Here is a 15,493-nt window from a genome sequence, read left to right as displayed (position 1 = left end):
AATTATACCTAAACCGGAGTTCTCATTTCTGCCTTTTTTGTAGTTATTTGATGGAAACGGTAATTTCTGAGCCTGTTTTCCAGGCACTGTACTTTACTCTGCCACCATTTACGTAGCCGATACGCAACTGACGCTGAACGGGAGCCAGTTGTCCATCTTTCTGAGTGAGGGTTACCTTGAGCTGGTTCTTCAGCTTAACGGCCTTCATTTCAGTTAGGCGATACTGTCCCTTCTGATAGTCGAAGCCATCACCTGCATCCTCATACAGCTGTCCTTCGGCCTGTCCGTTGGCATCCACGCATACCAGCAAGGTGAGCGAGTCGGTACGCATCTCGGCTGTGCTCTGAGCCAGATTAGCCAGAGGGATAATCGAACCAGGGCGCTGGCGCAACTCGGCCTGATAGCTATCGGTATGGTCTTCGAGCGTGAAAGGCTGCCAACTGCCACCATCGGGCTGAGCCACCTCGGCTGCCCACTGGGGGCGAACCATCAGGTCGGGTCCCAACAGGAAGGCACGATCCTCGCTACGCAGACTCAGATCCTTAGGATTGCTCATAAACAGCGGACGCATCACGGGCATACCATCCACACTGGCCTCGCGGAAACAGGTGTAGATATAAGGCATGAGCATATAGCGGCGGTTGATGGCAGTACGACACACATCGAGCACCTTTTCGTCGAAAGCCCATGGCTCCTGATCGATAGTACCCTTAGTATTGTGGTTGCGCACAAAGGGAAAGTAAACACCCAGTGCCGTCCACTGAGCCACCAACTCGGCATTGGAGTTCTCACAGAATCCACCGATATCAGGCCCATTGAATGGCTGACCACTCAAGCCCAAGGTAAGCGTCATGGGCACGCTGAGTTTCATCTGCTCGGGCGATGAGAGGTTATCGCCTGTCCAGGTAGCCGCATAGCGATGACCACCTAAGAAGTTTGAGCGCGACAAGATGAACGGACGCTTCTGCGGGTTAGCCAACAGCAGACCCTGACGACTGGCACGCACCATGTTCAGGCCGAACACATTGTGGAAACGCAGATGTGGACCTGCAGCGCCACCATCGCCATTCAGGTGTTGGTTATCGCGCGGCATGGTGCTCTCTTTCTGTCCAAACACGGCGGGTTCGTTCATATCATTCCAAACACCATCCACACCCTTGGCCATAAAGTCCTTATAGAGGGTAGCCCACCAGGTACGCACCTCGGGACGGGTAAAATCGGGGAAGTGACAAGCGCCTGGCCACACATCGCCCTCGAAAGGCTTTCCATCACGTGTTTTCACCCAGTAGTCGCCAGCGGTACCCTGATCATCAACAAAGTAACCTTTCTCTACCTTCACACCTGGATCGATCATATACACCGACTTAAAGTTATTCTGATGCAGATAATCGTTCAGACGATTAGGATTGCTGAAGCCCTTTGGATCGAAAGTAAAAATACGATAGCCGTCCATATAGTCGATATCCATCCAGATTACATCTGATGGGATACGATGCTTGCGCAGCTTGTCGGCCACCTCCATCACCTTACTATCTGGATAGTAGGTAAACTTACATTGGTGGTAACCTAACGACCACAAGGGTGGCAGCGACATAGTACCGGTGAGACCAACCAATGCCTGCATAAGAGCTTGAGGACTCTGGCGCTCGATAATGAACACACGGAAGGCAGGCCCCTCGCTATCAAAGGTTACCTCGTGGTCGGCGGTGGTAATCTTTTGTCGCCAGGTGTTATCGGCAATGATACCAAAGGCTGTACCATCCTTGCGTAATCCCATCACCCATGGGTGACTCTGGTAAAGGTGGGTACCGCCATCAACACCATAGGCAGGGGTATCAACATTCCACAACTCGATGGTTCGACCATTACGTCGCAGCGGACCTGTTACCTCGCCTGTGCCATAGAAATCCACATCGTCGACCACGCGGATAGTAGCAATACTATGACCATTCTGCTGACTGAAAGCCACGCGCAGAGGCCACTTGGCATCCAACGGATTAACAGCTGCAGGCTCCTGTTCAAAAATGGGCGAAGGCTGATGCTGCTTAGCATCGTAATGGGCAGGATAAAACACAGCCACACTATCGTTGGTGATAAATGCAGACTGAGCCATCGCAACAGATGCGATGGCCAGACTACTAAGGATAAAACTGATTCTTACAGTCATGATTACTAACTATTAATTAACCCAATTGTTTTTTCATTTCACTAACTCTGCCTGAATGGTTTCGTTAAACAAATCTACTTTGATGCGATAACGCCCATCGACCGACAACGTCCACTTAGTATCATCGCCACCAGTATGAAAACGCTGATCCTTAAGAATATCCGTATCGGCAGCATAAGGATGGATGGATTTGGGATGCCAACGATCCTGGCCCTGGAACTTAAAGCTGCCAGGTTCCTCAACCTCGGGATGACGTTTCAGCTCGCCCTCCCAAGTCCAGATACAAGGATTATTCAGGTCCTGTTTCATCAGAAGCATATGGCCCTCTGACTTCCAGCCTACCTCGGTGGCACCGCCAGCCAGGAACAGTTCGCCCCAAGGCTGGAACAGTTCGCCTCGCAGTTGTTTCTTCTCGGTATCGATATGAAAACGGTAGCGATCTTCGGTCACCACCACCTGCCAGGCTGCCTGCTTGGCATCAGTTGTAACAGTGTAGCCGATTCCCTTGTTCACGATATTGGCATCGGGGGCGTCGGCCACCAGATAGGTCGTACGCTTACCTGCCTTCTTGGCTGTGGCAACGCGCAGTTCGCCTGCCTTCAAGCGGCCAGCATACTTAAAATCGTTATCACTTACCTTGGTAAGTTTCTGGGCACCACCAGGCACAGCGGTTCCGATAATCCACAGTTCCTGATACTGCTGGGCACACAAGGTGATACACACCACCAGTGCAGCCATCATCATATATAATCTTTTCATCACGCTTACATTATTTAATAGTTACCACTGTTTTCTTATCACACGCTGTACGAGCCACATTTACGGTGAGCAAACGGCGCTGCGCATCATACTTCCATTCGCTTTCTGCCACCAGACTACCGTTGATAACCACAGCGTTAGGACGATTAACAGCCAGGAACTCTACGGTGTACGAACGGCTCTCAGGCATGCCCGCAAATTTTCCCTCACGGGGAAGAATGGTGAGCGTGTTACCTTCGTGACTGATGGTTGTCGTGGTATAAGCACCCTGCTTATAGCCCTCGGTATCGCCCTCGTCCTCGTAAAGCTTGGTCTGTCCATTGCCACCAGGCACCACCTTCAGTATCAGACGGTCAGGACGTGTGTTGAGATTCATCATCGGTGGGTTGTTCACTATCACACTACCGGCACGGAAGAAGTAAGGAATCTCCTCCATGGCATAACGGTCGGTAAAGGTGCGGTTGCCCTCAACCACCTTATTGCGGCACACATCAAACCAACGGCCCTCGGGCAGCCAAGTACGACGGGCTGTCATACCATCGCTCTCGGGCTTGGTAACAACAGGTGCCACCAGGATATCATCGCCAAACATATACTCGTCCTCAAACAGATAAGCATTATTAACCTCTGGCCACTCGTAGTAGAGCGGACGGCACAGACTAACACCTGTATCGTAGGCCTGACGCGCAGCGGTATAGATGTAAGGCATCAGCGCATAGCGCAACTTAACCGTCTCAAGCAGCGAGGGGAAGTTAGAATACTTCCAGATGCGACGCTCGATACCCTCCCAGTTAGTGGCATGGGTACGGAAGATGGGGGTAAACACTCCGAACTGCATCCAGCGCAGATAAATCTCAGGATCGTTGCCACCTGTCTGCTGGTGTCCGCCTAAATCGTGGCCCCAGTAGCCAAAGCCTACATTCGAGGCAGTAGCAGTAAAGTAAGGCTGCCAGGCCAGGGTGCCATAGGTTGTGAACGAGTCGCCAGAGAAACCAATCGGGTAACGGTGGCTGCCCAGTCCGCCCCAACGATGGAAAATCAGCGGACGATGGTTGGGACGATTCAGTCGCATATCGTTATAGAACACATGGTTGCACCAGAAGGTCTCGCCCAGTCCGTCAACATACTTACTGGTGAGGTTCTGCTGCCAGTCGAGCCACCAGAAATCTACGCCCTGGCGCTCGCGAGCACGGATAATGTGCTTAAACATATTATGGTAGAAACGACCATCGCTCAAGTTCCAGGGCACACGCTTGGTTTGCTTATCCAATCCCATGTCCTCGCGCAGATCGTTGAAGAAGTCCTCATCATCATCCACGCCATCGGCTGGGTGAAGATTCAGTGACACCTTCAAACCATGCTGGTGCATCCAGTCGATCAGTCCCTCAGGATCGGGAATAGCTGTGCGGTCCCAAGTCCAACCAGTCCATCCCTGTGTGTGCCAGTCCATATCAAAAATCATCACATCCATGGGGATGTTGAAGCGCTTCACATCGTTCACAATCTCCATAAACTCATCCGAGGTGTAACGCTGGTATTTGCTGTACCAGTAACCCAGCACGTAGAGTGGCGGCATGGGCTGGCGACCAGCCACCTTGATGAAATCGCCTAAAGCTTTCTTATACTGATGGCCATAACCCAGGAAGTACCAATCGATGGCCTGCTTATCCACAGGCTCGGCCACCCAGTCGATACCATCCACCTGCTTGTCGAATGCGAATGTGGTTGAGCCATCGCCACGACGGGCCAATGGCGACTCGTCGATAATGCTCCAACCGGCACGCGACAACAAACCATTCTCCAGTTCCTGGCGCTTGTTATCACCAATCTGTCCGTCGAGGGTGCGAGTTGTACCCTTCAGGTTCATCGCATCGTCCTTACCAGGATACCACAACACGGGGCGACCGTTAAGCTGCATCGAGATGTTGAGCACCTCGGCCGATGGCTTGCGACCATCAATCACGCCACCTATCTTATATTTAAGTGTCAGGGCCGATGTCTTGATTTCAAGATAACCATCCTTCTCTACAGCCGTAAAGGCAGGAACGGGTAAACGACGGTTTACGATAGCAAACGTTGCACGATCTTCGAACAACGAGCGATCGCTGTACTGAATACGGATCATTTCGGGCGTTAATACAGTAAAACGCGCCTTTCCTGAGCGTACAACAGCATCGGGATGAGCCACGGGATTCAACTCCTGTGCCCACGCTGTATTGATACTCAGACAAATGAATAATAAAGTTAGAATTCGTTTCATTTTTATATATTACGTTTTTGTTATTTCATGCACAAAAGTACTGCAAATAGATCACATACAAAAGAAAGCAAGTAAATGTATAACGAATAATCAGTCGTATAACAAAGATGGCGCTGATAATCAGCAAGTTCACTTAAGTCAAGTTAGTTGTTTGTATAACAGAAATATTGAGCAGCGAGCCGCCTAGATTTCCATAATCAGGTGCTCAAACTGCTCGTTGTCAACCGTCGATCGGTTCTTTATTCGAGTTTTATACGTATTCACCGTATGTACCGAGTAGTCCAGGAACTTAGCGATGCGCTCGCTATCGTTGATACCTAATCGAATCAGGGCAAAGATACGCATCTCGGATGTCAGCGACTGATCGTTATCTGGCAGCTTACGATCTTTCTCCTCGAACAGCGCATTATAACGCTCCACAAAGTCGGGGAACAGTTTCAAGAATGTCTGGTCGAAAGCTTCGTACATACTCGCGCGCTCCGTATTCAGCGTCGAGAGTTTCATCATCGAGCGCAAGTCCTCATACTGGCGCGCAGCTATCTTACGATCGATAGCCAGATAAAGTTTCTCCAACTTGGCAATAAACTCGGCATTGGTATAGAATGAGCGACCGATATAGGCATTCTTGATCTTATCATCCTCCTGCAACTGCAGATTGGTGAGCTTGAGCTGCTCCAACTGCCCGGCAATGGTTTCACGCGCCTCGGTAAGCTTTAGGTTCTTACGGCGGATAGTCCAGTAGCTCCATAGACATGCCAACAACAGGATAACGAACAGGGCCGTTGCCACAAACAGCCAGTTACGCTGACCACGCATACCATCGTAGCGATCTTGCTCGATAATAGGCAGGATATCATTGATTTCCACCTTACGGAGTCGGGTTCCGTAGAAGTTTACATCCTCTAAAGCCTGATGCACATACACGCTGGCACGTTCATGCTCACCCTCCTTAAAAATCAGACGAGCCAAATGATAAAGAGCGGTTATCTCACGTGTTGCCGTTTCGTTATCAGCCATAGCCGCTTGGGCGAAACATACTATAGCCTTATCCTCATGTTCCAACAAGATATGAGCCCATGCCATCTCTGCCATCGCTTTGGCACGCATGTGCAAGTCGTCACCACATCCATCAAGTACATGTTGCAGCGACTCGAGTGCTTTCTGATGCTCGTGCTCACGCAACTGGCGCGTACCAGTAACCGACCACCACATGCAGGAATTGGGCGGCACAATCTGCTTAAGCGAGTCGAGATACCCATTACTTCTGTTGATATATTTGGTATAAAAGGGTTCTTCCTTGATGTAATCGGCCATATTGCGCCACAGCAAGCTGTTAATCTCATAATAATCCTCGAGCAATTTTCCGCTCAAGGCACTACGATCCATCGACTGAAGGATATCATGCGCCTCACTCAGGATACCTGCCGAGATCAACGAGAAGGCGATGGCCTCTTGCGACTGGGCGATATACTGTGGATTCTGCAGACGAGTGGCTAATCCCAAACAAGCATAAGAGTAGTGACGGGCTGAGTCGTAACGGTAGCTTTTGTATTCGTTATACAAGGCGTACATCTGGGTAAATTCGCGACCTTCGGCCTTGGCTTTAGCCATACCCTCTTTCAGACTTTCAATACGGTCGATACGCTGTTTCTCATAATAGTCACGCTTGGCAAGACTGGCATCCAGTTTGTTTAACCAGTCGGCAGTATTCTTATCAATTGCAGCCTTAACAGGCACCATTAAAAATACCAATAAACATGTTAGTATAGGTTTCCTAATCTTCATTTTAGTTTGAGTCTTCGTTAATCGCAGCCAAAGTTAAAGATAAAAACCCAACCACGCACCATCTCAATTCAAAATATAACAATAATTAACGCCATAAAAACCAACAGGCAATTAATAGCTCACAGAGAGCTACTAACTGCCCATCGGCCGAAATATTACTTTACTACTTACTAATTAGCTGGTTCGAACTTAGTCCACATATCTGTGGCCAGCAAACAGAGTGTCAACGTGTAGCGACCGCTTACCGAGGGCACCCACTTCACGTCGCCACCATTGTCCTGATAACGGAAGGGTGACAGACGATGATCACTCACGGGGTCGGCATTATAGTCAGGCGCGAAGAAGAAGGGATCGCCCCAGCCATTACCAACACCAATCTTAAACTCACCACCAGCATTGAAATCGCCAGTCCAAGCATAATAATATGGTTCGCGTGCGCTACCTACCATCTCCAAACGACCATTAGAGGTGTTTGTATTCCAACCTACCGAACAGCCGTTTCCACAAATCCAGATCTGTCCTGGTGTGGGCAACTGAACGATATCAAGCACACGGCAATCGTTAAAGCCCGTGTTGGTATCAACAATCACTGTACGCTTGCCATCACCATCGAAACGGAAATCGCGAACTTCGCCTTCGGTATAGTATTCCAACTGCTCGCCATCGGCCATACCATAGGCAGGATAAGCCTCTGGTGTGGTGGTGAAGTGGAACTTGCAGGCACTCATGTTCAACGTAGCCTCGTAGATACCGGTACCCAACTGGCGCTGATCCAGACGCTGGGTACTCTTCTTACCATCATCGGTGGTAATCTGCATGTACAGGTAGGGTGAGTATTTCTCGTAGCCTGTAGCAGTGAACTCTACTATCGAAATCTCTGGTTTGATATAATGCTGCTCGTTTTTGAACATTCCCAGCAGCTGTGCCGTAACCTTGACAGCCTGACCTGGCAACGCCCACTGACTCAGCAGCGTGTTCAGTTCGTCGTGAGTCATCGAGTAAGACAGATTATTTCCTAACTCCATGTAGGCCGAGTGACTATCCTTCTGACCTGTGGGATATAGGCATAGCTTGTAGCTGATGCCTTCGGTTGATGGGTCGACACTTGTGGCCGCATCCCAGGTAAAGGTCACGGCCGTCTGGTCGGCCGAGCTCTTGCTAAGGGTAATCTCCTCAACCGAGCTCTTCACGTGCATCTCGTCGGGTTGCTCCTCCAGCGTGAAATACTCTGGGTCCTTGTTGCACGATGTGAACAGTAGTCCTGTGCACAAGGCACTGAATATCATTGCATATTTCTTCATAATCGTATTCATTTATAGCTTAATTACCATTTTCGTTTACCCAGAATGGGGCCTCGCGCAAGTTGGGGTTCTTCTCGTACTCGTCGATATAGATAGGCATCCAGTAGTACTGGCGCTTCCAGATACGGGTCTGGAACACGGTGCGCTTGAAGAATTCCTCAGGAGTGCTACCCTGGAAGTTCATACCATAGTCGTCGCCACACATCTCGGGCAGGTTCTCTGCCTCCTTCCAGCGACGGATATCATACCAGCGGTTGTTCTCGCAGCACAGCTCCACACGGCGCTCGGCACGAATCACACGGCGCAGCTCGGCCTGGGTGTCATCCACATGGATGAACTTCTCGTCCATCGGGCTCACATCGGCAGTAGTGTATTGGCGCACACCGGCACGCTCACGGATACGGTTCAGATACTTCAGAGCCTCCTGGCGCGAAGAGCTGTTGTCGTAGCACTCGTTCACAGCCTCGGCATAGTCGAGATAGGTGAAGGCCAGACGATAGGTGAAGCCCTGACGTGGGGTAATTGATCCTGTAAGGTTATTATCGAGCACGTTCAAGCCCTTACGAGCCAGGTAACCATTCTGTGGGGCATCGTGGGGTGATGATGTCTGGATATTATCACGACCGTTATAGAAGAAATCGTATTTACGATTGCCTACTGCCAACCAAGCACCGTGGAACGATACGGCATTGTAGAAACGGGGCTCGCGGTTGCAGTACATATTATAGGTACCACGGTCGGTAACCTGTCCGGGCTTACCTGTACCATACTCCCAGTTGGTGATATCCGAACGGTCGTCGATAGTGGTTGACATGCCGTTCTCTACATAACCTGAGTTAGGATCGGTGATGGGCAGACCGTTCTTGGTGAAGAAGGCATCAACCAAACCCTGGTAAACACCCAGACCACAACCACCACCATACTCACGTACACTCACCTTAACCAGGAAGAAATTATAACTGTTATTCTTAGTTACAGGGAAGGTAATCTCGTGGTTACCCTCGCTCCAACGCTTGATGTGCACGTTATAGGTACTCATGAAGGGGTCGATCTCACCATTAGGTCCTTGCTCGGTATAAAGGGCATAGCCGGCTTTCTCAGCCTCGTCGATACAGAGTTTCAAAGCTTCTACAGCACGCACCCATTTCTGTGGATCGTAGGTAGGATTAAAAATCTGCTCACCCTCGTTGTTCACATAATCCTTGTACCAAGGGTTACCGTTCACCAGCGGACTGGCGGCAAAGAGCAACATGCGCGAACGAACGGTGAGCGCCATGATGCGGTTGATACGACCATATTTCGAAGGATCGTCATATACAGCAGGCAGTGCCATAGCAGCCTCCAGCATCTGCTTATCGCAGTAGTCAACCACATCGTCGAACTTAGACTGACCTACCATCAAATCTGCCAAATCAAAATCGGTGGGTGCAATATAATCGGGCTTGAAGGGGATACCACCATGGTTTTCGGCCAACTGCCACCAGCCATAGGCAGTGAGGAACTTCACCTCGTTCTTCATGTTGTCAACCTCCGATTGTGGCAGGTCGTGATCAGGCATCGCCTTTACCATATTATTAAAGATGTAGCCATGACGGATATAACGGGGCATCATCATCCAGTAATTACCTTCCCACTGTGAGTTAATGGTCCACTGGCCAAAAATCTTTGGGATAACTTTGCTCCAATCCCACTGCTGCCAACGCTTAGAAGGAGTCATATCATCGGCGAACACCTCATAACCATCGGTCTTCAGCTCCCACTTATCAGGCGTATGAATCACATTATATACATAGGCCAACCATTGATAGACCTTTTCACGGTTCTCGAACACCATATCGGTGGTCAGCTCGGTATCAGGCTCCTTGTCGAGATAGTCGGAGCACGACACTAACGAGCCGCTGATGGCGCTAAGCGCACAGAAAATATATAGAAGTTTCTTCTTCATAACAATAATACGATAAACTAAAAGTTAATGTCGATACCGAACATCACAGAACGGTTCATTGGATATTTCAAACCATCGTTGGTACCCAATTCAGGATCCCACAGCTTGAACGACGAGAGGCAGAACAGGTTATTGCCACTGACATACACACGACAACTCTTCACATAGAAACTCTGCAACCAAGACTTGGGCAAGGTATAACCAACCTCAAGAGTCTTACAACGCAGGAAGCTCATATCTTTCTTCCACCAGGTAGAACGACGGTAGTTGTTCACGTTAGGACCATAGGTCAGACGGGGCCAGAAGGCATATGGATCCTGATTGGTCTCTGTCCAGCGATCGTCGAGATTATAACTGTAGGCGTTACCCTCCGTAGTAGTACCACCACCAGGCAGGAAGTAAGGCTGATTACCAATCACACGATACATATCACCTGTGCCTTGGAAGAAGAAATTGAAATCGAAGTTCTTGTAGCTAATCACACCACCGAAACCATACACGATGCGTGGGTCTTCAGTACCACCAATGTAACCTTCGTCGGCCTCGGTAATAGCACCATCACCATCCACATCTACATACTTAATGTCGCCAGGATGCAGAATGGCAGCACCCACACCATCCTGTGTAGGAATACCATCCTTTAAGGTTCCGTCGGCATTAAAGTCGTCGTAGGTGAATAAGCGCTCAGCAACCAATCCCCACAACTCGTTCATTGAACGACCTGTAGCCGAACGATGGGTTCCCTTCAATGCTTCGGGCTCGTCTTTCTCATCCACACGGTTCTTGGCATAAGTAAAGTTACCATAGGCCGAAGTGAACAGGTCCTTGTTCCACTGCTTGTGGAAATTGAGCGTCACCTCAAAACCTTTGTTAGATACCTGACCGAAGTTAGCCCAAGGAGCCTTCACAAAACCAGTCTGAGTGGGGATGATGCTACGCTCCATAAAGATATTCTTACGCTTCTCACTGAAGATATCCACATTCAGGTCGAGCATATTCCACAAACCAACCTCGACACCAAGGTTCTTCTTGGTAACAGTCTCCCAAGTCAGGTTCTCAACACCAATCTCACCTTCCGAGATACCCATCGGACCTTCCTCTGGTTTGTTATGACCATAATTACGCTGTCCGTTGGTTCCCCAGATGTAACCCTCTGCATCAGTCTTAAGAGTACCAAGATAAGCAAAACGACGACCACCAATATTATCATCACCGGCCTGACCAATGCTGGCACGGAACTTGATCTTATGGAAGATGGGCTTCAGCTTTTCCATAAATGGCTCCTCGCTGAGCAACCATCCTACAGCCACAGAGGGGAAGAAACCAAAACGCTTACCCTTAGCAAAGTTCTCAGATCCGTTGTAACCGAAGTTGAACTCAGCCACATAGCGGTTGTCATAGGTGGCCGACAAGCGACCGGCGATACCCTGCTTACGGTAGTCCTGAATACTACCATCATCATAGGCCTGCTGATTGTAGAGCAACATGGCATCTACATCAGTCTTACCGAAACGACGGTTGTACATCAGGTCGGTCTCGAAATACACGCGGGTATTACCATATTCATTGCCCTGCTCGTTGCCCAGCGATTCATCGCCAGCTTCATGCTGCGAGTAAATCAGGTTACCCTCTTCATCACGTCCAGTAGCGGGGAATACGGTACTTGGTTTAGCCGTACGACTACGACGGCTACGGTTCCAGCGGTCGAAACTAAACAGACCCTTAGCCTTCAATCCTGGCAGAATCATCTTCAAATCCTGCTCAACACTGAACAGAGTCTGAATTTTACTTGAAGTAATGAAGTCGTAACCTTGCTGAGTGACCGTACGCCAAGGGTTAGCACGATACGAAATCACAGGGATAGCACCATCACTATAACGGGCTGGATGCACGAAAGGCAAGGTACGGAAAGCCTCACCAAACGCATCATTGGTATTGCAACGCTGCTTCTTGAATCGGTTCAGATAACCACCAATGTTTACACGGAGCATGGTGGTCTTGGTCACGTCCATATCAATGTTGGTGCGCAGGTTATACTGCTGGTTGTTAGTTGCATTATCGAAAACCAAACTCTTATCCTGCTCCAGCAGACCTGTCTCCTTGAAATATGAAGTGACAATCGAGTAGCGCAGGAAGTCGGAACCACCGCTCACCTCCAGATTACCACGAGTAGTATAGGCATAATCCTTTGTAATGGCATCCACCCAGTTCACATCAGGATAAAGATCGGGATCATAACCCGAACGGGTACGGTCAATCTGCTGCTGAGTGAACGGCAGAGCCACCTTATCCTGAGTAGCCAGCTCGTTGAGCAGCGACATATAGTCGGGGGCATTCAGAAACTTGGGCAACTGAGTGGGCTGATTGATAGCGTGCTCTACATGGAAGCTCACCTGAGGTGCACCAATCTTACCACGCTTGGTGGTAATCACAATCACGCCGTTAGCACCTCGGACACCATACATGGCCGACGCCGAAGCATCTTTCAATATAGAAAACGACTCGATTTCAGCAACATCTACGTTATCCAAGTCGCGCTCCACACCATCAACCAAAATCAATGGGTTGTTGCTACCAGAGAAGGTAGAGATACCACGAATCCAGAAGTTTGAGTCATCATAACCAGGCTCACCAGAGCGCTGGATACCAATAACACCACTCAGCTTACCAGCCAGATTATTAGATAAGGTACGCGTAGAACCGAACTGCAGCTCAGCAGGCTTGATGGTCTCGATAGCACCTATGATAGATGCTTTCTTCTGACTGGAATAACCAGTTACTACCACTTCGGTAAACTCATTGGTTTCTTCCTCCAGCATCACATTCAGCAGGCGCGAACCATTTACCTTTACCTGCTTGCTGGCAAAACCAATGTAATTAAACTCTAACGTAGTACCACTCTTAGCGGGCACGTTAATTCGGAACATACCATCAGCATCGGTAATGGCACGAGTTTCAGTACCCACCAAAGTTACGGTAACACCAATAAGCGGTTCTTTCTGCTTATCGGTTACAAGACCTGTTACCTGGTTGGTCTGTACGCTTTGCGCCACAGCCGCAGGAGCCTGAGGCAACAACGGAGCAGCCATCAGCATAGTCAGGCTGCAAAGCATCACAGAACTGGCAGGTAACCAGAAGTGACAAATTTTGGTTAGTTGTTTCTTCATTTTTTGTTAAATTGTTAATTTGTTAGCTTTGGATTGATTTGCGGTGCAAAGTTAACCTCTTATATCCATTATTCGCCAATAAAAAAGATTTGTATAAGGCAATATAAGCCTTTACAAACAAAATACATACTGATTATCAAGTAGTTAACAATTCAACAAACAACACGTGTGTATAACAGAAATATAAAATAAGCAACATGACAAATCACGCAGATTTTGTCATGTTGCTCATTAAAAGACGTCTAAGGTTAGAGCTCGTTTGTTTTCAGCAATTAGTACTCATCCTCGTTGAACAAGAAATCTTCTTTAGTAGGATAGTCGGGCCAGATGTCTTCGATGCTCTCATACACCTCACCTTCATCCTCAATCTCTTGCAGATTCTCCAATACTTCGAGTGGAGCTCCCGAACGGATGGCATAATCTATGAGTTCATCCTTGGTAGCGGGCCAAGGTGCGTCTTCTAATTTCGAAGCTAATTCAAGTGTCCAATACATAATACAAGTTTGTTAGTTTAACTAATTCATTTTTTATTCGGCCGCAAAAGTAATGAATTAATTTCTATCTACCAACATTTTGCCATACTATTTCACTCTGATTTGCGTTAAAATTTATTTTTTTTGCCAAAACAAACAGATAATCGCTCAATCTGTTCACATATTGCAATATTTCGGGACTAATTTTAGCCACTTCCGACAAAGCGACAATGCGGCGTTCGGCCCTACGACACACCGTACGACACACATGGGCCTGTGCAGCTTCACGAGTACCTCCTGGCAATACAAACCCTTGTTTCTCGGGCAGCAACTTCATAATATCGTCTATCTGATGTTCTACCATCTCTATTTCGCCCTCAGGCAAATATGCAGAGGGAGATAAGACTGTTTGATCCTGATTGGTAGCTAAATTGGTACATACATTAAACAAACAATTCTGAATACGCATAATCATCGCCTTGTCATCACCATCAGGTAAAAGCGAGACCAGCAGTCCTAAATGACTGCTCAGTTCATCTACCGTGCCATATGCCTCAAGACGCTCACTGGCCTTCGATACACGCTGACCGCCTACAAGCGATGTTTTACCCATATCGCCACCTCGGGTATAGACTTTAGTTATTTTCATAAATTGATTGGTTAGAAGTTAATCTTATAGTTATGTTTAAATCTCGTTTTATCAAAGCATACGATACCGCAATAGTAAAGGTCGTAGGTAATCACTGTTCTATCGTCAGACTCTATCTCATGCCAACGTTCCCAATCACGCCAGATACCTTCGACTACTATAACAGATTGATTATCGCATTTTGGCATTAAGGCTTCCCAGGAGGCTTTATCCTCAATGGTAACTCTTGCCAGCTCTACTTTATTAATAATAGGTGTAAAAGCTGTTTGATGGCATCCTGCCTGCCAGTAGCGTTGATATTCATCTGGAATCATCATAGCTGGCTGGCGCCAATTGGCTAATCGAAAGTATAACCGTCCCAGTTTGGTAGTGAGCCAATCATCGCCTTTCAACTGTTCGTAGGCATAATAAGGCCAATGCTCGTTTATCACATAACGTACAAACGAGTAATCGGTAGGCGACTGGATGCCAAAACCTCGGCATTGATGGATACGCCCTAACCAAACCAAACTGCCTTTCAATAGATTCATCACTGCAAAGATAGTGCAAATCGAGTGAAATACCAAAGGAAAACTCGTTTTTCTTTGTAATACCAAATAATAAATACAAAAAAATAGGAACCACTCGAAAGTGATTCCTACTTCGTTTTAAAAAGACGGCGGCTTCCTACTCTCCCGCATTGCATTGCAGTACCATCGGCGCAGGTGGGCTTAACTTCTCTGTTCGGAATGGGAAGAGGTGGGACCCCACTGCAATAACCACCTAATAGTTCGTTCATTGAACATTGAATATTGACCATTGAACATTATCAACAACCAAATCAATGACAACGTATAAGGTTGACAATTGCACACAAGAAAACTGTGTAGAAGCTCATTTCAGAAACAACTACATCTGATAATATCAGCATGAAGCGAAAGAGTTCGGGCAATTAGTAGTGCTCGGCTTTGACGTCACCGTCTTTACACCTGCACCCTATCAACGTCA

The 15,493-nt window shown here is 48.2% G+C and carries 10 protein-coding genes and 1 rRNA gene; all 11 read right to left on the bottom strand.

Annotated elements, in window-relative coordinates; translation table 11 throughout:
* Positions 1–43: 43 nt before the first annotated feature.
* A complete protein-coding gene (locus T499_RS0101250; protein ID WP_033149468.1) occupies positions 44–2,167 on the bottom strand; it encodes a TIM-barrel domain-containing protein in 2,124 nt (707 codons plus the stop codon).
* Positions 2,168–2,200: 33 nt separating this feature from the next.
* On the bottom strand, positions 2,201–2,926 hold the full coding sequence (locus T499_RS0101245) for a SusF/SusE family outer membrane protein (RefSeq protein ID WP_084162845.1): 726 nt from the start codon (positions 2,924–2,926) through the stop codon (positions 2,201–2,203).
* A gap of 10 nt (positions 2,927–2,936) precedes the next feature.
* Complete coding sequence (locus tag T499_RS0101240; protein ID WP_033149466.1) at positions 2,937–5,186, bottom strand: glycoside hydrolase family 31 protein; 2,250 nt, start codon at positions 5,184–5,186, stop codon at positions 2,937–2,939.
* A 183-nt stretch (positions 5,187–5,369) separates the two neighbouring features.
* Positions 5,370–6,971: a DUF6377 domain-containing protein gene (locus T499_RS0101235; RefSeq protein WP_033149465.1), complete on the bottom strand. Its 1,602-nt coding sequence runs from the start codon at positions 6,969–6,971 to the stop codon at positions 5,370–5,372.
* A gap of 170 nt (positions 6,972–7,141) precedes the next feature.
* The gene (locus tag T499_RS0101230; RefSeq protein WP_033150107.1) at positions 7,142–8,272 is read right to left on the bottom strand and encodes a SusE domain-containing protein; all 1,131 of its coding nucleotides are present in this window, start codon (positions 8,270–8,272) and stop codon (positions 7,142–7,144) included.
* Between the two features lie 19 nt (positions 8,273–8,291).
* A complete protein-coding gene (locus T499_RS0101225) occupies positions 8,292–10,217 on the bottom strand; it encodes a RagB/SusD family nutrient uptake outer membrane protein (protein WP_033149464.1) in 1,926 nt (641 codons plus the stop codon).
* A 17-nt stretch (positions 10,218–10,234) separates the two neighbouring features.
* Positions 10,235–13,306, bottom strand: coding sequence for a SusC/RagA family TonB-linked outer membrane protein (locus T499_RS0101220; protein ID WP_369793361.1), 3,072 nt, complete (start codon positions 13,304–13,306; stop codon positions 10,235–10,237).
* Between the two features lie 350 nt (positions 13,307–13,656).
* On the bottom strand, positions 13,657–13,878 hold the full coding sequence (locus T499_RS0101215) for a DUF2795 domain-containing protein (protein ID WP_013063838.1): 222 nt from the start codon (positions 13,876–13,878) through the stop codon (positions 13,657–13,659).
* 64 nt (positions 13,879–13,942) lie between these two features.
* The gene (locus T499_RS0101210; RefSeq protein WP_013063829.1) at positions 13,943–14,506 is read right to left on the bottom strand and encodes a cob(I)yrinic acid a,c-diamide adenosyltransferase; all 564 of its coding nucleotides are present in this window, start codon (positions 14,504–14,506) and stop codon (positions 13,943–13,945) included.
* A gap of 11 nt (positions 14,507–14,517) precedes the next feature.
* Positions 14,518–15,036 (bottom strand): hypothetical protein, encoded by a 519-nt coding sequence (locus T499_RS0101205; RefSeq protein WP_033149462.1) that lies wholly within the window; start codon positions 15,034–15,036, stop codon positions 14,518–14,520.
* A 123-nt stretch (positions 15,037–15,159) separates the two neighbouring features.
* Positions 15,160–15,272: ribosomal RNA gene (rrf, locus tag T499_RS0101200) — 5S ribosomal RNA — on the bottom strand.
* Positions 15,273–15,493 lie beyond the last annotated feature (221 nt).

Source organism: Prevotella sp. RM4 (assembly GCF_000701965.1).
Taxonomy (GTDB): Bacteria; Bacteroidota; Bacteroidia; order Bacteroidales; family Bacteroidaceae; genus Prevotella; species Prevotella ruminicola.
Note: the sequence above shows the minus strand (reverse complement) of the source record. Positions and strands in the feature narration are given on the sequence as shown.

Coding starts and splice junctions, on each gene's coding strand:
- T499_RS0101220 (WP_369793361.1), bottom strand. CDS start 13,306: ATGGCTGCTCCGTTGTTGCCTCAGGCTCCTGCGGCTGTGGCGCAAAGC.
- T499_RS0101230 (WP_033150107.1), bottom strand. CDS start 8,272: ATGAAGAAATATGCAATGATATTCAGTGCCTTGTGCACAGGACTACTG.
- T499_RS0101205 (WP_033149462.1), bottom strand. CDS start 15,036: ATGAATCTATTGAAAGGCAGTTTGGTTTGGTTAGGGCGTATCCATCAA.
- T499_RS0101245 (WP_084162845.1), bottom strand. CDS start 2,926: ATGAAAAGATTATATATGATGATGGCTGCACTGGTGGTGTGTATCACC.
- T499_RS0101225 (WP_033149464.1), bottom strand. CDS start 10,217: ATGAAGAAGAAACTTCTATATATTTTCTGTGCGCTTAGCGCCATCAGC.
- T499_RS0101240 (WP_033149466.1), bottom strand. CDS start 5,186: ATGAAACGAATTCTAACTTTATTATTCATTTGTCTGAGTATCAATACA.
- T499_RS0101235 (WP_033149465.1), bottom strand. CDS start 6,971: ATGAAGATTAGGAAACCTATACTAACATGTTTATTGGTATTTTTAATG.
- T499_RS0101210 (WP_013063829.1), bottom strand. CDS start 14,506: ATGAAAATAACTAAAGTCTATACCCGAGGTGGCGATATGGGTAAAACA.
- T499_RS0101250 (WP_033149468.1), bottom strand. CDS start 2,167: ATGACTGTAAGAATCAGTTTTATCCTTAGTAGTCTGGCCATCGCATCT.
- T499_RS0101215 (WP_013063838.1), bottom strand. CDS start 13,878: ATGTATTGGACACTTGAATTAGCTTCGAAATTAGAAGACGCACCTTGG.